This window comes from Burkholderia sp. Ac-20345 (genome assembly GCF_017104825.1).
Classification (GTDB): domain Bacteria; phylum Pseudomonadota; class Gammaproteobacteria; order Burkholderiales; family Burkholderiaceae; genus Burkholderia; species Burkholderia lata_B.
Genome location: NZ_JAAGPO010000055.1, coordinates 38,898 through 57,811 on the forward strand (window position 1 = coordinate 38,898; position 18,914 = coordinate 57,811).

Here is an 18,914-nt window from a genome sequence, read left to right on the forward strand (position 1 = left end):
CGAGGTATGGCCCGTTGCTGCTCCAGTTGGGTGTGAACCGGAGGCCCGATGGAGCGGGTGAAGGGAATCGAACTCATTTAGCTACACCCGCGACGTGTGCAATTGTACCGTAAGCGGTCAGCGAAGCACTCCTCTCACTACGACTTGCGTAACTCATGATCGAGGAACCTCGAAGAAATGCCCAACCCTTGTTTGGCACATCGTGTGCGGATTGCAATCGCCAGATAGCGTACGAGAAGTGCAAAGCGCCACGGATCGGTAGCCGAAGCCGTGAGCCGTAGGCGTTGGAGCGCATCGCCAATCGCCGCACGTGCGAGAGCACGATTTTGTACATCGAATGCGATGGTCAATTGATGTCAATTCCATGCCGTAGGCGTTGCTGCCTGGGCTTCTCGCGGCGACAATCTTGCCACCCTTGTGGACGAGGGGCTGGCATAGGTGAGTCGGGAGAGCCGTTCCGAATAGGGGCGGCTTTCTTTTCTGTATTCCTCAAGGATCGGGTGACGTTCGCTTTTCAGCACGATCGGACCGACAGCCGGCGGCAGGGAAAAATGCCATTCGCCCGAAGCCACCGCCGCGACACCTAAGCCCGGCCTTTGACGATTGCACGGGGCTGAGACGCGGTCGGCCAACCCACGCAAATGAATTTCAACAAGATGAAAATAAAGACAGGCCTTTTCGGGGTGTTGCTGGCGATCTCGACGGCAACGGCATATGGACTCGGTGTGCAGAGCATCCCTACTGAACCGGCCGCGTCAGCGCCGACAGCGAATCCAGTGATTAGCTTGACGCCGGCACAAGTCACTCAACGTGCGCGTGCTTATTTTGCGCAGCACGGCTTGGATCCCGACTCGGAAAACGGGCAGATCATGACCGTATGGTTTACCAAGGTTGTGCAAGACCCGGGCTATCTTGACAGACTGAGCAACCTGCGCGATCAGCTGGCCAGTGGGGCAGGCACGATGCTACCGGCCACCGACAGACTGAAGTTCCTTCGGTTGCTGAAGGATATATCGAGCGAATCGCAAAACGGTTGCGAGGCGTTGAAATTGGCCAAGAGCGGCGAGTTGGTGGCGCTGGCGAAGATGTCGTCGCCGAAGACGCTTCGCAAAATGGCCGAACTGGTGGACATCGGAGCTGCGAAGCGCGAGGCGTCGTCGGAAGACGAGCACTACACCATTGCAGAATTGCTTGATGTGGAGGCGCGTCTAAATACAATCGATTCGCAGCCTGAGCTTTTCAAGCAAAGCAAGGCGAACAGTTGTGGATCGGTCGGCATTCTCTATGACATCTTCGGCACGCTTCCCGAGCCGGAACGGCACCGTGCGACCTACGATTTTTTCAAGATGATGACTGGGGGCAAGTCGGCGAGCGAGATCGTACTTGCTGATCCCTTCGCATATCTGGATGAAGTTTTCGATGATCGTCGCTTGCCGGACGCTATTCGGGGCCGGTTACCGGCCGACGGCAGCCGGCCGCTTCCGTATGCACGCCTGATTGTGGACGGAGAATGGGTGAACAAGATGACCCCCGAGGATTCCGGGCCGTTTGTCGACACCTTCGTCAATCGACACAACAACGGCGTGGTCGTCGATCTGTTGACGCCGAAGGGCGTATCGGGGACTTCGCGCTGGGTGGCTTTCGATATGTCGTATGGAATCGCGGACCTGATGACCCAGAACGTCAACGGTCGCCTCTATGCAACGATGCTCGGTACACAAACGAAAACTTCGACGATCGAACTGGCGAACGAACCGATGGCGGAGGGCAAGCATGTCGAGATTGCACTGCCGCAGCCGTCGAGCCACGGCCAATTGACCCGTCGATGCGAAATCGGCAAGACGGAGCCTGCATCGGCGATCTTCGACACGTTGACGGGCAATGCGATCAACCTGGATTGCAGCGAGGTACGCAAGGACGGGAAGACTGTTCGCGCTCGCTCCGTGTGGCTGGCTGATTACGGAATCGAGCTGTACAAGTCGTTCGACGATGAAGACGGCAGAACCGACGTCATCATCAAGAACATCACGATCGTGAAGCAATGAATCCGGTGGGCGAACATCGGTCGCGCGTTTCGGCTGGCAGGCGCACCAGCTCCTGTCGCTGTGCGCTGAAATCATCGGTCGTCACCGCAACGTTGATCGCAGGACTGACAGTCGTTGCAGGCAGTTCAGCTGCGCCGCAACCCACGTCGCCGCTTGTCGCAATGCCGTTGAATCGCAGTGCTGTGTTCGTTCCAGTGCGTGACGACACGACGCCGTGCTCGCTGGCATTGAACGCTCGATTCGGCAGTATTCCACTGAAGGACAGACCCACGCGGATTCGCAGCCTATGCCGCCAGGACGCCGGGACAGGTAACCTGACGGCCCGCGCGCTCTATGGGCAGATGGTGCTGCACGGCTATGCGGGACGCCCCAACCCGAAGCGCGGGATGGCGATTCTGAACTCGGCGGCGAGCGACGGTTCGACGGTTGCCAAACGTGCACTCGGTTACCTCTACTACGATGGTATCGCGGTGCCGCGCGATGCTGCGGAGGCGCGCGCATGGTTCGTGTCGGCGGTACGCGACGGCGATACGGTGTCGGCAAACCAGCTGGGCGGGATGAGCGCGGACGGTGATGGGCAACCTGCAGACGACGTTGCTGCCTACCGTTACTTTGTGACCGCCGCCGAAGGCGGATCTGCGGCGGGAGCGACCAACGCAGGTAAATTCTTGCTGGCCGGACGTGGGGTAGCGCGCGATCCGGTGGCTGCTGTAGCGTGGCTGTTGCGCGCCGCAGAGGACGGCGAGCCGAACGGGCAGTTCTTGCTGGGCTTGATGCTCGTCCAGGGCGACGGCGTCCCGCACGATCTGGACGAAGGAACGAAGTGGTTGCGTGCCGCAGCGGATCAGGACAACACCGAAGCCCAGGCGGTGCTAGGCAATCTGTATCTCACGGGCATCGGCGTACCGCGCGACATGGGGCGCGGCTTCGGCCTCATGTCGACGGCGGCCCTTTCCGGTTCGGCCTACGCGCAGCGTCGGCTCGGCGATCTGTACCGAAGCGGGACGGGTGTGTCCCGCGACGACGCGAAGGCGCGCGATTGGTATCGCAAGGCGGCGCTTGCCGGCGACGCGCGTGCGCGTTATGCATTGGCGAACCTCTATCTGTTCGGTCAGGGTGGCCCAGTCGATAGGGAAGCTGCATTGGGATGGATGCAGGGCGCGGCCGACACGGGTTTGGCCGTTGCCCAGAACGATCTCGGCGCGATGCTGCAGAACGGACTTGGGACGCAGCCGAATTCGGCCGCCGCGAAACCGTGGTTCGAAAAGGCCGACGCGCAGGGTAATGGTGCCGCGGCGGCGAATCTTTCCCGTTACGCGGCCCGAGGCGACGGCGAACCCGTGGATATGCGCAAGGCCTTTCGATTGGCGAAGCGGGGCGCGGATCGTGGCGACGGATCGGCCACACTGATGGCCGCCGGCATGGCATGGCGCGGAGACGGTACGAGCCTCGACCGTACGCAGGCGATGGAATGGTTTCGCTCTGCCGCAGATCGAGGCAACGTCGAGGCGGCACGCTGGGTTGGCTATCAGTACCTGTCGGGAACCGCCGGCGTGCCGCGCGACGAGCAAATGGGCTTGCGATATCTGGCGAAGGCGGCCGATGCCGGCGACCAGGCTGCCGGCGTATCGGTCGGCTTTTATCTGAGCGAGCACAACATGTCGTTCGAAGGCAGGACGGGACGTCAGTGGCTGGAGGACCTAGCCAACCGGAAGGTACCAGGCGCATTTACGGCGCTCGGCTCGTCGAATTGGCGCGAGCAGCCAGCGATCGCGTTCGACTGGTTTTCGCGCGGCGCGAAGCTGGGTGACGCCGGGTCGCAAGCGATGCTGTGCGCGATGTACCTGGACGGTAACGCTACGCCGCGCAATCCGGCCGAGGCCGCACGTTGGTGCCGCGCGGCGGCGGCCGGCAAAAACGCCGGCGCGATGCGTCTGCTTGCGTCACCCGACAGAGATTTCGTCACCGTTGACGAACGCGCATACTGGCAATGGAAGCTCGCGGATCAGGGTGATGCGGCGTATCAGTCGACCCTCGGCGATGCCTATGACCTAGGCGACGGCGTACCGGCGGACTTCGGTGCGGCGACGTACTGGTTTCGCCGCGCGGCGGAGCAGGGGAACGTGTCGGCACAAGGCTCGCTCGCGTGGCATCTGTCGACCGGGCTCGGCGGACAGTTCGACGAATACGAGGCCTTCGCATGGGCGCTACGTGCCGCGCCGTCAAGCGCCGAGGCGAAGCGAATGGTGGGTCTCGCCTATCTGCGCGGTCGCGGCGTCACCCGCGATTCAAAGGCCGCGTCGACGTGGCTCGAAAGCGCGGTCGCTGCTGGATCGCAATGGGCGGAAAGTGACCTCGCACTGATGTACGAAACGGGCGATGGCGTGTCCTTGAACGAAACGACGGCAATGGATTTGCACCGCCGCGCCGCGCAACGTGGCTCGGCGGTCTCGGCGATCGCACTGGCGCTGCGCAGCGTCGCGACGGGATCGGAGGTGGCGCTCTCGATCGGCGAAAAGCGCTGGCTCGTTCCGGCCGATCCGGCGGCCACACTATGGAGCGATTCGCCAGTCGGCGCGACCGCGGCCGCGAATCGCCAATGGGATGGTCTGTCGAGCCTGAATGAGGCGTTGCTTGGGGATCCGTTCATGCAGTATGCGGTCGGCATCCGGTTTCTGACCGGCAACGGCTTGCCGAGAGACCGCGCACTCGGCGCCGCATGGATCGAGCATGCGCGTGTGAGTTTCGACGCGGTACCCCGTTTTCGACAGTACGGCGCTGCTACGGCCCTCGTCGAGGCGAGAATCGCCGGCAGACTGGATGACGACGAAAAGAGGCGTGCATCTGATATCGCCGACAATCTCGACGGGACGCTGCGTCGAGTATGGCCGGATGGCGCGCGCGGAGTGGAGCCTCACGATTAACCGTTGTGTACCGATGCAAAATCTATGTCATTGCAATCGAGCAATAGGCTTCACTCTTTCTTTGCAGCATTGATCGTCGCGTACCCGCTGGCGCATGGCTCGCCGGCATGTGCGCAAGGCGTTATGGATTCCACGGAACGCGCGCACAGCGCGCCACCGTCGGTGGAGCGGCGTGCCGAGCCTATCTGCGCAGCTGCGGCAGCGACCGCGGCAAAATTTACTGAGATCGAACGCGAAGCCAAGCAGGGAAATCCGGTGGCGCAACACAGCCTCGGTGTTTTCTACTGGTGCGGGACAGGGGCAAAAGAAGACTTCTCCGAAGCGGCCGCGTGGTATCGGCGAGCTGCCGACCAGGGGTACTCTCACTCGCAATTCAATCTGGGTGAGTTGTACCTCCATGGGTATGGCGTCCAGCGCGACGAAGTGAGCGCAGCATACTGGTTACGGAAGTCAGCCGATCAAGGAGAAGCCCGGGCCCAATCCGAGCTGGGGAATTTGTATTTTCTGGGCGTCGGTGTGCGTGAGGACCAGGCACAGGCTGCGATGTGGTTGCGAAAGGCCGCAATGCAAGGCGACGCGAATGCCCAAACCCGGATCGGTCTCATGCTGAAGAACGGTTTCGGAATGCGACCGAACCTGATCGCCGCCTATGCCTGGTTGAAGATTGCCGAAATCACCCACCCCAGCTCAGTGGTCGGAGAACTTGACTATCTCCCCGAGTTGTCCGGCGACGCGCTGTCAGTTGCGGAGGGAATTGCAAGCGGCTGGAAGATCGGCGATTCGGTGCCGGAGGACATCCAGCCACCGAAGCCATAGTCGATCGATTGCGGTGTGCAATGAGGGGAAGTTGTAGGTAGGGGCGCGATGTGCGGCATCTCGGGCATGCGCGTTCCGTGCATCGTTTCATCTCAAATGGAGATTCGCTTGGTTCATACCCGTCGCCTGTTTGCGCTCTCGGCCCTGCTTATGGCAACTCACCTAGCAGTACGCGCTCAGGATATTGATTTTGCGCTCACACAAGCGAATGAGCTCGGTGTGCTCAAGTTCTGTAAATCAAAGGGATTTGTCGACGATGCAGCGATAGACCTCAAGGGCAAATTCGTTGACCTAGCTGGCGGGGCGGACCCAAAGGCAATGGATGCTGCTCGGAAGAAAGGCGAGGACGGCATTCATTCCAATATGGGCATCGATCAATCGATAGCGGAGCTTTCGAATGACTATATCCGTGTGCTGTGCGAATCGCAGGCTGATCTCGACCGTGCGATCGCAACTAGATACGGTATTTCCCCGTGAGGCTACCAGGACGTTACGAAGCTTGAGGCTTCCGCATCGATCCGATCAAACGGATGATCTAGGGGAAAGCGCGAGACCAGTACGGCCTAGGAAGTTAGATTATACGGCTTGGAATATCCTTCAGCTGTGGCGACCCCCGCGCGGACAGAGGTCCGGTCAATCATAGTCACATGGCTCTGATTTTGTTGGGGTTGCGTAATATTATATAACTCCATAAGCTCACTATATTAAATGGAAAGCCATGACGAAACGCCATCACACAAATTTGAGAATTAACCAGATTATGAAGAAAGTTTCACTATTTGCAAAATGCCTTACGGTGCTCGTCACAATTGCCGAACTATCAGGTTGTAGCACTGTTCATGCAGTAGACGAGGACTATTCGGCCGAATTTCTGGGCTCGTACCGCGTCGCTGACCGCTCGTCGGAAAGGCTTTTGCCGATAGAGAGGATTCGCGTCGCAAACAGTTCGACAGGGATCAAACTCGCATATCAGACTTCGAGCGGCATCACCACCCGGCTTGCAACGTGTCACTCAACTCTTGGTCAATGGGATCGGGCTGTTCGAAGCTCGATACCTGACAAGAGTTATCATGGATACGACTGTAGGGACCAGTACGGAACGCGCTGGCAATTCGTCCATGCGAGCGTAGGATCAAGTTCGATCACGCCAATATTTAGCAAGCTTGTCATACGCGACGTGACGTCAAACTCCGGCTACATTTTGTTTATGGCGTCACCTGGCATGACCATCCTTCACTATGCATTGGATCCAGAGCCGCAGGCAGATCAAAAGTGAAACTAGCGAAGACTCAATATGGCATGCAAGTCAAAAACGCAACGCCTCGGAGAATTTCATTGAAGCTGATGACCTTGGTCCTGGCCGTCGTAACGCTGTTGTCGACCACACTCGCGTCCGCCAGTACGGATGGCGTTCCGGTTCTTCGGGTAACGGCGCCCAATGGACAGCAAAGCATCCTCGTGGGTAGCATTCACGTTCCCATCGAAGGTCTGCGTGAACCAGCGCAATCGATCTTCAATGGCGCACGACACTACGTGATTGAGCACATCGGACTGTCGTCCCTGCGACCCAACGATCTCCCGAAATCGGGGGCGCGTGTGGACTGGGCAAAATCCTTGACTGACAAGGAAGTGAACACCTATCTGCAGCGCGCCACCTGCGTCGGGCTGACCGAAGCGACGGCCAGGAAATTGCTTCAGGAGCCGACGCCGCATGAAGCGAACGTATATGCGTATAGAATCTGCCCCGCGCCGCGCTACGCACTCGATCGCGATAGTTACATGTCCGCCATTGTTCCGCCATCGCTCGCGCTCCGACTTGAGGTGTTGGAAAACGACGATTGGGTTGAGCGTCAGCGCCGTATGGTTCCGGGTGATTCGGAGGTGGTCGGCTTCAAATGGGCGCTTGCACATGACCCTCAGACTGTGCTCGCCCAAACTCGTGATGATATCAATCGCGGTGACTACGACGCGTTGCGAGCCCAAGTCCTCGAATCGTTTGGCTCACCTCAGGCTGCTGCAGATTATGGTCGACACATGGTGGACGAGCGAAATGCAGCATGGATTCCGGTCCTGAGACGCGTGCTTGATGACGGGGCTGCCGTCGTGGTCGTCGGCGCAATGCATTTCCCGGGACCGACCGGCTTGATCGCGTTGCTGCGTCGGGAGGGCTACACCGTCGATAATATCAACTGGCCGGCCGTACAGGCGGCAAACGACGTGCCGCGATAGCACCGTCGACCTGCGTTGCCGCCGGATCGTGAATATTCGAGCCCGGCGGCAACGCTAACCGCCCCCCCGTCTTTGATCACCCGCCAAGCGGTGAATTAGGAAGATTCCTAAGTTGGCTATGCAGTGAAGAAACGCTTTTCACGCCAAAAAGTTTCAAGCTCACCATTTTATTCGGATAACTATCCAATTTTACATAAATCAAATTAGCGATCTTTTTGGTTGTAGTGGCTGGATTGAAATGTCCCTCCTAACGCCTTGGATTGGTCAGGGTTCGTCGCGCAGCATCTCGATCCCGACGACTGTCGAGATTGCTCGGATTGCCATGGTTGCCCGGCGTTACGATCATCAGGACGAGTAGTTTTTGGACGGCCGCCTATCTCCAGTAGGTCATATCGCAGTCAGCCGCCACCTCGGGGATGATAGCGAGCGGCGCTTGTCGAAGGAGGTATAAGGCTTCGGCATACTGCCGTGCTTCCTCGCGTCCAATCGAACTGCGCATAAGGTAGCGAGTGATGCAACGCTCGATCCACTCGTGTTTGGTGAGAGCGCTTTCGGGGAATTCCATTTCGTTGCCCTTCGCGTGGTCGAAACGCAGTCGTTCAGCTTGGCGGCACGCATCGTATACGCCCCGATGGGGCGCCGGCAAGCTTCGCGTTCGCGCAGCGGGAACAAGCCAAAGCGGGGCTTAATTTCGCCGATCAGGGATAGCCGGGCTCAAAGCGACATCTCGTCACCGAAGCCCAGGGTGCCTGGCTCGCACTGACCCTCGCACGCGCCAACCGCACAACGACGTCACTCAGCTGCAACCGCTCATTGAGGCCATTATGTGCCTCGTCGCAAGCCGCATCGCAGCTTGCCGCACAAGACCCGGCTGATCGCCGAGCGTACGTTCAAGTGGCTGCGCTACTTCAAACAGCCGCGCTTTCGGCTCGAACGCCGTGCAGCCGTGCGCGGCGATTTTTACGAACATCAACACTCTCAACGCCAGCTGTCGGTGACGATTTTATGGCTAGAAGCTGGCGCGCGTGAGCGATAGGCATTCGCCTATTTTTGAGTCTGCCCCGACGGCGCGAATCGATGGCGGATCATCAGCAGTTCACGATACGCCGCTTGTCGCCGGTTCTTCGCAGCTTCTCGAGCAGCAGACCGGACACGGCCCCCATACGCAGCCAGGCCACGAATCGCTCAGCCGCCGCCAGCATGTTCATCAACTCATCCCCGATGATCGGCTCGACCGTCTTCTCGGTCTCGATTGGTCCTGTCGATGCTTGAGGTTAGCCGCTCGCCGCGCAAGTCAACGGAGTCGCGGGGATTTTTTAAATCTGTGCCAGAGCTTTTGAGCGCGCCTCCGCCGCCATAAAAAATTGGAGATCAGAAATTCGCAAAATCTCTTCCAGACTACTACTCTCCTGCTTGAATTGAATCTCATGCTGCCGGACGAATTGTCAGATATATCCGGCAATCAAAACATCACAACAAATAGCAACAGCACACACTTACCATATTATCTTTCGTTGACGAAATAGTTAATGATCGTCATTTTGTGATTCTGATGTTGCCCTGGTGTTGCATTGCGCTATAGCATCTAGTCGAAATGAACGATCCGATTTTTCACATCGAGCCGTACGATGCAAAACGTACAGAACCACGGCCCGATGCACTTGGGGATACCACTGAACACGGCGATGAGGACGACGCGTATCGTCTCGACTACAAATCTTGAACGAGCAATGGTTTTGCTTTGTGCAAGCGTGACAGTACAGTCAAGCAATCCTCGTAACGGCACAAAGCGGCTCGAACCGCGGCAACGGTAATTCCGGAGCACCGAATCATTCCATCGGGATACTGCACGCGGACTCGGATGCTGAGGTGTCGGCGACATCAGTGTTCGTCATCAATCTCGGCGATCCTGGAGTCCATACAGGCCAGCCGCAGAGGAATTCCTAAGCCACGATATTTAATAAATATCAAACGTAAGTTCCGATAGCTCACTATAACACTTTCGAATATAAACGAATTTTCAGACCGCCAGATATTATGAGCGCGCTTCGCCAGCCACTTTTTTGGCCGTTTTCGTGGTCCCGAACATTGTTTGCATCATCTACTTCCTGCTTATCGCGTCGCCTATCCGAATGAAATCATTGCAGTTTACTAAAATATTTCACTTCCCCGGCCGGCTTCAGCAAGGATAGGGAAGCTCGCGTCTTCGGTCGTCTCGTGATGCAACCAAGGTTCGTTGAGATCGGTGAACGAAACGCCGAGCGGGCGACACAGGCGAGCGGGCTGACGGTTATGGACGGGTTTTTTGGGGTGATGCCTTGCTCTTGACCTTCGTCAAAATGGGCATCATTTTTATTTAACATATGTATTGCTATTTAAATTTCTGGACGGAGGCAACTGAATACGACCAACAAAGCAAGTAATACTGTACTTTTCTCTCTACAATTAATCGGAGAACAACATGGCTAGCGAACCGGTACGCGATCCTAAAAGCGACCATCTACTGACACCTCATAATTGCGCGCTGCTTATCATTGATTATCAACCAGCTCAAGTTAGCACCATCGCGTCGATGGACGCGCAAACATTAGTTTCCAATATTGTTGGCGTCGCCAAGACTGGACTTGCCTATGACCTGCCGATCGTGCATTCGACAGCCAACGTAAAGACAGGCTTGAATAAACCGCCGATTCCTCAGCTACGCAGCGTTCTGGGTTCATTGCCAACCTACGATCGCACCACGGTCAATGCTTGGGAAGATGTGGATTTTCGGAATGCTGTCGAGGCAACCGGGCGCAAGAAGCTCATCATGACCGCATTGTGGACTGAAGTCTGTCTTGCGTTTCCTGCTCTGGATGCGCTACAGGCAGGTTACGAAGTGTACGTCCCAGTTGATGCAGTAGGTGGCACTTCGGTAACCGCGCATGAAATGGCGCTACGTCGTATCGAGCAAGCAGGAGGAAAAATGATCAGTCTTGCCGGACTTATCTGCGAGTTGCAACGTGACTGGTCACGTCAGGAAACCGTTCCGCAGTTTATCTCCCTGCTTTCGGAGATGAGTGGAATCGTGGGAGTGCATTTCTCACTCGAAAAAGGTTGAGTCAACGTTGTTGTTACACGGTACCAACGAAGAGATAGTCGTTGGTGCCGTGTGTAATAAGCTGAGCTGTCCACACCTAAATCGTTCGCAGGCGAACCACAATCTGACGTCGGGTCGAGCTTATCGGCAAGATGCCTGCAGTATGAGGACGTCGCCAAGACTGCCTGATTCAGACAAATTGGTTTCCAACGAACCCCGGTCGATTTAATCAGGTCGAGCGGTTACGCCCCAATCCTTTTCCTGTGACCACCGGTTTTTCATCCTGAACCGGCGCATATTCTGTTCCACCATGATCAGCCGTGCGTGCCACAAGCTCATCGGCGAGAACGTCGCGCTAATGGAATATCGAGCCGAGTTGCCGAATCTCGTGATATGCGGCGTACGGGCGTTGCGATTTCAGCGGCCTGGAGAGAGGCTTGCTAGCGCGTCGTGGCGTGACGAAGCGAGGCACGAGGGCCATCGCGCACGACAGGAAGGGCTCCGCGGCGCCGCCGCGATCTGGCTGCAGCCACGGCGGACGGCATCCGCGCGAATCGCGCCTGACGGCCGGCGGTGAGCGTTAGACGACAAACAAAAACAGGTATCTGAACGGTGGGCGTGGCCGAGACGTGAGCCGAACTGCCGGTGTATCGGTCGCTCGATCTTTCCAGCGCTCATGCACGATAGCGGACTTCGGACCGCTCCGGCGACCATTGTCGGGAGCGGGCCCCATTGCGCTCACTTCTCACGACAACCGGCCTGAGCGATCGGCTTTTCAGTGTATTCGTTCAACGCGCCGCCCCACCGAATCGCGCTTCAACCGGCGGCCCGACCCGGAGTACCCGCCCCGGTTGAAGCAACGAGTTCGAAGTGAGGCTGTTCCAGTTCATCAAGTCGGTCGGCTGCCGACCAAACTGCGTCGCGATACGCGTGATGGTATCTCCCGGATTGACGCGATAAAACCCAGCTGCAACACCGGAGGCGAGGATTTCGGTCTTCCGACGCTGACTACGGATGCCACGCCCGCTCACTGATGTTTCTCGAGCAAATGATGCGATCGGATCTCCGAATTCGTCATCTCGGGAGCTAGCCAGCCGCGGTGGAGACTTCGACGCGTCCGCAAGCACATCGCGGTGTGCGCGGTGGTGTTTGATCGCACGTGGGGGAACGGGCGATGAGGCAGTGTTATCCAGTTGTTCGATAGTCAGTACTTGTATAGGCAGAGCTGCATGCCCCGAATTTCCGAAGACGGTGCAAGCAAGCATAACGCTGTACGTGGCCACGGTATTTCTTCTATTCATTGCACGTCTTTTGATTTTTTGTGAAAGTTTGCTGGAAAAAATCTACTCGCAGCGATGTGGCGCATGACACGAATATCGAATCGAATATCGGTTTACGTGATGCGCATGAATTAATTCCGACACCGGCGCCTCCGAGATAACACTCCAGTCCGCCATACAGTTCCATGATCGGCCCGAGGTCGTCCAGCGACATTGCCGCTGCCCGTGCTTCGTCGACACGATCGATGAGGTCGGCGTACATCGCCATATCCGTTCGACCATCCGTGTGAATCTCAACCCGCCTTGAACACGGAGATCCTGACACCCCCTGTCACTCGTGCCGAACAGCGAGCAACGCGAACAACAAGTGGTCACCAATCGTTCGCAATCTGAAAGAAAAAGGCATGCCAACCGAAGCCAGCATGCGAAAGTGCCTGGTCGAGGTAACCAGACACGAGGACAATCTCAAGCGGTCTCATTTGTCGCCCTCCTGACGCAGGTCATCGCACGGCGCACAATGTCGCCGCTCTGCCTCTGCATCGAACGGGGTATCCTCGCGTGATAAAACGCTACCGCTTGCGATACAAGTACATGCATCGCACCATAAGCCTTCAATAATCTTGCACCCCTCTGTTATCCACTCATGCCCGTGATGGCAACGCAGTCGGTAGCGCTTTTTTAGATCAGTAAACGGCCCATTCAGCAGCACCCCACCTTGCTTCTCCACCGCCTCGAGAAAGCTGTCCTCCAAGTCTTCCTGCTTGCACATCGTGCACGTGCGCAACCATTGGAAATTGAACAACCCACGGGCCGAGCGAAAAAACTCGTGACCACGAGCACATTTGAATCGATAACGTGTCCGATCGCCCGTCCATTCCTCCGATACACATTGCCAACCGTTTTCCGCAACGAGGGCGATCAATGCCTCAAAGTCTGGCTCGCATTTCCGCTCGATCATGACACCCCTTACCTCTTGCAATTGACGGCCCCGGCAATAGCGACTGAATCGCCGAATCCTGCAAAGCGCTCAAGATCGCCGACCGTGATCTTCTAGAGTACGAACCGTGGCGATTTCTGGAGGATCATCGCCACGGCATTATCCCTTCCGACTGACCTTCGTGCTCGTTGCGTTGATGAGCATTCATGCAACGCCCCAAACGCTCAACCGGCAGCAGAAGCGCGATCAATCCGTTCCGTGCCTCGGTGACCTCGGGCCGTAAAGCAAGCCGTTCGGCGGCCCGACAGACAGGAGTCGGTTGCTCGTCAGTGCAGCAACAGTATGGCCTTCGTCCGACAACGAATGCGCGACCTGTTTGACGGCTGCCTGCACCAACACCCCGACAATCCCGAATGCGCCGACGTTGACGTTGTTGCCCATTTCCTTACCCGTCGCCCGCCCATTACCCAGCCAAAGCACATCGCCGCTCTTCAGATCGACGAGCTTTGCCGACGCCGCAACCACGGTCGTGCTGTCGATGATCTGATAAACGGAACCATACTGTGTCACCTTGGAATAAAGGGCCGCGTCCGCTCCGAATATTTCGCGCAACTTCGCAGGCGACGTGCCCTGGATCTCCGCGGCGTTCGTCAGGCCGTTCTGCTTGAAGGTTTCGTCCATCACGGCAACCGGCACAACGTAGTATCCGGCTTCGGCAAGCGGTTGCGTCATCTGCGATAGCATGCCGTAGGTCGCCGTGACGTCGTTGGTCTCGTTCAACGGCGGCAGTACGAGAATCGAGCGCGGCTGGCTCTTCTTGAAAGCCGTGTAGTCGGCACGCTTCGCGGGCTGCGCGCACGCGCTCAATAGCGCGACAATCGACAGCACAGACAGCAGCTTGAATGAAATTGTTTTGAACATGGCGCGCGTCACTGTTGTGCGGTCTTTTGTTGGACAGGTTTCTTCTTCATCAGGAAATCCATGTACGTCGAGGATTCCGGGAACAAGTGCTCCTCCGCCTGGAATTCCTGTCCGGCGCGTTGCCCGTCCCCGATGCCCGCATACAGCATCCCGAGATGAGCATGGAAACCCGGAGGAGGCGTGTTGCCCTTCGCTCGGATCTCCTGCAGTGCCTTTTCAAGCGCGTCGATCTGTTCTTGCGGCGACGTCTTGCCCTTGAAGTATTCGTACACCTGCGGTTGATAGCCGGTCCATTGATAGAGCGGCGGCGTGGTCTGCGCCGCGCAGCCCGCAAGCAATACGGCCGCCGCAATCGCCGGCAACCCAATACCCCGTTTCATATTTCTTCCCTATTCCTTCGTGAATCAAATCCCGCTCGTGACCGTCACTGCGCGGCCTTGAGCCCACCTGCGTCCACCTGCTCAACAAGGTGGTTGACCGCCTCCTGGATCGCGAGGTCGAGCACCTTGCCGTTCAGCGTCGAGTCATAGCTCGCGGTACCGCCGAAACCAATGATTTCGCGGTTCGACAGACTGTATTCGCTGGCACCCTGGCTCGATGCAATGACTTCCGATGTCGTCGTATCTACGATGTTCAGGCTGACCTTTGCATACGCGACTTGCGTCTTGCCTTGGCCAAGAATGCCGAACAACTGATGATCGCCGACGTCCTTGCGACCGAACTCAGTTACATCGCCCGTCACAACGTAGTTCGCGCCCTTCACTGCCTGCGCCTTCTTCATGAAACCGGCTTCTCGCTTGATCTCGTCCAGGTTTTCGCGATCGAGCACATTGAAGCGCCGGCTCTGCTGCAGACGCGTGACGAGAATCGTCTTCGCTTGACCGCCAAGCCGATCAATACCGTCCGAGAAAATTCCGCGCATATAGCTCGAACGGTTATCGAACTTACCAACCGAAATCGCAACCGGCTTGCCGGCATAAGGCTTCTGTGCGCTGCTCACGGCAGGAACGTCGAGCGTGCGCGACGACTCGGTCGCACAGCCACTCAAGCCCATAACAACCGTAGCAGCAACGATCACCGATACTAGATAACTATTGGAGACTTTCATTCCAAACTCCTCGTTAAACGAAAATTCTATTGCCGTTAGACTCGCCCCGAGTCGCCCCGGAGTGATTTCGGTATAAAAAGGCGCGGCGATTCTACTTACCGCGCAAAGCATCTAGACCCGGAGGGAGCCTAGACGCGGCCAATCCAGCTTGAAATATCAACCGAAATCCAATCGTGGCTTCCGCTTTACGGTAATTCGCGGCTCAACGACAGCATGAGAGTGAGTTCGGGCTTGAGCGACTCGACGTACACCTGTCATGCTTCCTCTCACTACAATAGGCAACCTACTTAAAACCCCGAGCTTGTTACTTGTCGCTCATCCATTGAGTCGCCATGCTCGGAGCGTCGAATTCCGCCGCATCGACTGCTTTGGCTAGCAGCCACGCGCCAACACCACCAATCGCGAGAGCACCAAACCCCCACGATATGGGCCAGATTTTCACCAAACTCTCTCTGGTCAGATCGAAGGGTGTCTTCAGCGCAACGATCACCACTATGGTGTTGTAGAAAGCATGAAGGAGAATGCCCGGCAGCAGCGATCGTGTAGCCGCATACAGCTTCCCAATTAGCAGTCCGATCCCGAACGCGAGAACGAACTGGTAAACATTCAGGTGGGCAAGCCCGAACACAGCAGCCGAGTGCGCAATAGCCGTTCCTGGCGGGTACTGCCGCAAGAAGCTGCGGAGCATGATTCCGCGAAACAACATTTCCTCGAGTACCGGTGCTACCAGACACGTCAACACGATCAGGCCAAGCCCGCCGTTTGAGTAAGCTTCGCGTTCCTCATACCTGCTCCCGCTCCAAGGAAACAACTGCCCAACTCCGAGAGTGTCATCGTTGCATTTTTCATCGTGATACCTATCGGCTTACACTCATCTAACCGGGCAACAGTCCGATTTCTTCATAGTGCGCTGAGGCCACACTGCGTGCCGCTGGAGGCCATGGCTTTGCATCCCAACACAACTACTGACTGCAGCGCTCCCGCGGAACTCACTAGCGCCCCCGCAATGCAACCATCACGGGCTCATTGAAATCTACCGAAATGTTTGACTTCACAGTGTTAGAAATTGCCAAGGAGGAGTGCACTCAAACGAAGCGTCACCCATGTCCCGACTCAAGATGAATCCATTTGAAATAAAATTCTCAAAAGAAAATTTGACAATTAAAGTATCACGAAAAAACTCGACTCACTCGGCCATTGGCTCGACGAAAATTAGCTTCGCTGCCATCGCGATGCACTTCTTCTATCGAACCGCCCTCGATTTTTAAGGAAAATTAGGAATTTTCGACAATCTGCGTCCCTCGATTCGATTCGCATAAAATTTGTTATCGGTATTTTCAATGTGCGAAACTTACGTCCCAAAATGAGCAACTGAGATCCTTCTCATTGACATTTCGATACATCCCGCCGCGCATGCAGCAGAACGCTCAAAGCATCGATCGCGTCCATGTTCGATGTGTCAGATATGCAACACTACCTATCCGCATATTGGGTTAGCAGCGCGTCAACGTCCCGGCGTATTGCCTTACGCGGCGACGCACTGCATCGTCAGGTCGAGATATCCGAGGAACACACAGTCGGCGCAAGCAGACGCGCGACATCGCGCGTCGATACGCTTGAGCATGATGCGTGCATCGGACAGGGGGAGACGAGATCGAATCGCACGCGGTGGCGAACACTACCGGGTATGACCTCGACCGACCTTACCGCCTTCAATCACGAAATGCGGATTCTCACTACCGGCGGCAAAGAGCCGCCAATCTTCCTCACCGGCGATGCTGGCCGGTGTAAGTACGACAATCGTGTCTCCGGTCAAACTGAGTCGCACAACCGCTGACGGACTGACGGAAATGCCTTTAACGATCGCTCGCCGCGGCTTTACAAGTAGCCGAACTAGCTTCTCAACCGTGCGCATCGCATCGCCGTGTGATCTGAGCAGGTCGCCTTGCGTTGCGAAAAGCCCGCTTCCACGTTCAGCGGTCCAATTGCATTGAACATGGAGCGCCACTCTCGGACGAGCTTGGAGGTGCCTCGCCCGGTGGTGACCTCATTGAGCGGACCAAAGTGTAACGTGAGCATATCGGCCGCGTGGCCAACGCCGCTAACCTCGACTCCTGTGAGAACAGAAAAGCGACTCGCGGCTTCTTTCACAACATCGATCGCTTCAATAGCCTCGAAAGCAGGTCCGGAGCTCGTTCCAAAAATTTCGCAGTAGCGAGATTCGCTGCGCCAATGGCCGATCACGGCAGGAGTGCCTTAAAGCGATCGTACAGAGACGGCGGGAGGTATACAGAGGTGGTCTCGCTCGTTCGGACAGTTTTCTGAGATTTTTAAGTGGACCGTCCGGGGCAGTCATGCTGCCGATTTGATCGCCGGCAGCGTCGCGAAGTATGCCTCATCCGGCGTCTGATCCGACAGACTCGAATGGGGCCGTTTCCGGTTGTACAACTCGATATACTCGCCGATGGAGCGCCGAGCATGGCTGACCGACTCGTACGCTTTCAGGTAGACCTCTTCGTACTTGATGCTGCGCCACACCCGTTCGACGAACACGTTGTCGCGCCAGCTTCCCTTACCGTCCATCGACAGCCGGATACTTCGGCCCAACACGGCCTCGGTGAATGCGTTCGCCGTGAACTGGCTGCCCTGATCGGTGTTCACGATGTCGGGCCGCCCGTAGCGGGCGAACGCTTCTTCCAGCGCTTCGACGGCGTGCACGGCTTCCAGCGTGATGGCAACCCGGTAGGCGAGGATTTTGCGGCTCGCCCAGTCCACCACCGCCGTCAGATACACGAAGCCGCGCGCCATCGGAATGTACGTCGTGTCGAGTGCCCACGCCTGGTTGGCCCGATCAATCTTCACACCTCGCAGCAAGTATGGCCAGATCTTGTGCTGGGCGTTGCGTCGACTCGTGTTCGGCTTGCAGTACAGCGCCTCAATACCCATGCGCTTCATCAGCGTGCGCACGCGACGGCGGCCGATCTCGTGCCCCTCGCGACGCAGCAGTCGCGCCAGCATCCGCGCCCCGGCAAACGGAAACTCCAGGTGCAGTTCGTCGATCCGACGCATCAGCATCTGATCGACCTCGCTCATCGGCTGCGGCCGGTAATACGCGCTCGATCTTGCAATGCCGACCAGCCGGGCCTGCTGCGAAACCGACAGCGCATGCCTACGGTCGATCATCGCTTTGCGCTCAGCAATCCCGACTTGGTGAGCGCGCCGCTTAAAAAATCATTCTCCAGCGTCAACTGGCCAATTTTCGCGTGCAGCGTTTTCACATCCACTGGCGGCTCGCTCGACGACGCGCCTGCCGCGCCAAACACGTCTGCCGCGCGCTCCTGCAACTGCCGCTTCCACTCCGTGATTTGGTTCGGGTGCACATCAAACTGCTGCGCCAGTTCGGCCAGCGTCCGCTCGCCTTTGACCGCTGCAAGCGCCACCTTCGCTTTGAACGCCGCTGAGTGCGTCCGTCGGGTTCTCTTCGTCATTTCCTCGGTTCCTTTGCCAGCATTATCGCCGGCTCAGGCCCCGGCCAAACCACTTATCCGACTGTCCGAATTTGCGCGGCCACCTCT

Annotated in this window: 15 protein-coding genes; 8 read left to right on the forward strand and 7 right to left on the reverse strand. The window is 57.3% G+C overall.

What is annotated here, in order from left to right:
* The first annotated feature begins 641 nt into the window (after nt 1-641).
* The 8 genes from G3O06_RS20960 (at nt 642) to G3O06_RS20995 (ending at nt 11,114) form a co-directional block, all read left to right on the forward strand.
* Nucleotides 642-2,045 carry a hypothetical protein gene (locus tag G3O06_RS20960; RefSeq protein WP_205817376.1) on the forward strand — a complete coding sequence of 468 codons (1,404 nt, stop codon included), beginning with the start codon at nt 642-644 and terminating at the stop codon, nt 2,043-2,045.
* Complete coding sequence (locus G3O06_RS20965) at nt 2,042-4,969, forward strand: tetratricopeptide repeat protein (RefSeq protein ID WP_205817377.1); 2,928 nt, start codon at nt 2,042-2,044, stop codon at nt 4,967-4,969. The genes G3O06_RS20960 and G3O06_RS20965 overlap by 4 nt, the downstream gene beginning before the upstream one ends.
* A gap of 3 nt (nt 4,970-4,972) precedes the next feature.
* On the forward strand, nt 4,973-5,785 hold the full coding sequence (locus G3O06_RS20970) for a tetratricopeptide repeat protein (RefSeq protein ID WP_205817378.1): 813 nt from the start codon (nt 4,973-4,975) through the stop codon (nt 5,783-5,785).
* A gap of 108 nt (nt 5,786-5,893) precedes the next feature.
* Nucleotides 5,894-6,262: a hypothetical protein gene (locus tag G3O06_RS20975; protein ID WP_205817379.1), complete on the forward strand. Its 369-nt coding sequence runs from the start codon at nt 5,894-5,896 to the stop codon at nt 6,260-6,262.
* Between the two features lie 241 nt (nt 6,263-6,503).
* A complete protein-coding gene (locus tag G3O06_RS20980; protein WP_205817380.1) occupies nt 6,504-7,061 on the forward strand; it encodes a hypothetical protein in 558 nt (185 codons plus the stop codon).
* Between the two features lie 68 nt (nt 7,062-7,129).
* A complete protein-coding gene (locus tag G3O06_RS20985) occupies nt 7,130-8,014 on the forward strand; it encodes a TraB/GumN family protein (protein WP_241020167.1) in 885 nt (294 codons plus the stop codon).
* Between the two features lie 853 nt (nt 8,015-8,867).
* Nucleotides 8,868-9,050, forward strand: coding sequence for a hypothetical protein (locus G3O06_RS20990; protein ID WP_205817382.1), 183 nt, complete (start codon nt 8,868-8,870; stop codon nt 9,048-9,050).
* A 1,425-nt stretch (nt 9,051-10,475) separates the two neighbouring features.
* Complete coding sequence (locus G3O06_RS20995; RefSeq protein ID WP_205817383.1) at nt 10,476-11,114, forward strand: hydrolase; 639 nt, start codon at nt 10,476-10,478, stop codon at nt 11,112-11,114.
* 1,272 nt (nt 11,115-12,386) lie between these two features.
* Here the strand turns inward: G3O06_RS20995 and G3O06_RS21005 are convergent.
* The 7 genes from G3O06_RS21005 to G3O06_RS21035 all read right to left on the reverse strand — a co-directional run bounded on the left by G3O06_RS21005 (nt 12,387) and on the right by G3O06_RS21035 (nt 18,827).
* Nucleotides 12,387-12,635: a hypothetical protein gene (locus G3O06_RS21005; RefSeq protein ID WP_205817385.1), complete on the reverse strand. Its 249-nt coding sequence runs from the start codon at nt 12,633-12,635 to the stop codon at nt 12,387-12,389.
* Between the two features lie 213 nt (nt 12,636-12,848).
* A complete protein-coding gene (locus G3O06_RS21010; protein ID WP_205817386.1) occupies nt 12,849-13,331 on the reverse strand; it encodes a hypothetical protein in 483 nt (160 codons plus the stop codon).
* A 225-nt stretch (nt 13,332-13,556) separates the two neighbouring features.
* Nucleotides 13,557-14,231 carry a DUF799 domain-containing protein gene (locus tag G3O06_RS21015; RefSeq protein ID WP_205817387.1) on the reverse strand — a complete coding sequence of 225 codons (675 nt, stop codon included), beginning with the start codon at nt 14,229-14,231 and terminating at the stop codon, nt 13,557-13,559.
* 8 nt (nt 14,232-14,239) lie between these two features.
* On the reverse strand, nt 14,240-14,611 hold the full coding sequence (locus tag G3O06_RS21020) for a DUF4810 domain-containing protein (protein ID WP_205817388.1): 372 nt from the start codon (nt 14,609-14,611) through the stop codon (nt 14,240-14,242).
* A 44-nt stretch (nt 14,612-14,655) separates the two neighbouring features.
* Nucleotides 14,656-15,339, reverse strand: coding sequence for a CsgG/HfaB family protein (locus G3O06_RS21025; RefSeq protein WP_205817389.1), 684 nt, complete (start codon nt 15,337-15,339; stop codon nt 14,656-14,658).
* Nucleotides 15,340-15,643: 304 nt separating this feature from the next.
* Nucleotides 15,644-16,081, reverse strand: coding sequence for a CPBP family intramembrane glutamic endopeptidase (locus G3O06_RS21030; RefSeq protein ID WP_346779543.1), 438 nt, complete (start codon nt 16,079-16,081; stop codon nt 15,644-15,646).
* 1,610 nt (nt 16,082-17,691) lie between these two features.
* Nucleotides 17,692-18,827, reverse strand: a protein-coding gene (locus G3O06_RS21035; RefSeq protein ID WP_205817391.1) for an IS3 family transposase whose coding sequence is annotated in 2 segments (ribosomal slippage) — nt 17,692-18,572 and nt 18,572-18,827 — 1,137 coding nt in all. Because the reading frame shifts where the segments join, the coding sequence is not laid out codon by codon here.
* Nucleotides 18,828-18,914 lie beyond the last annotated feature (87 nt).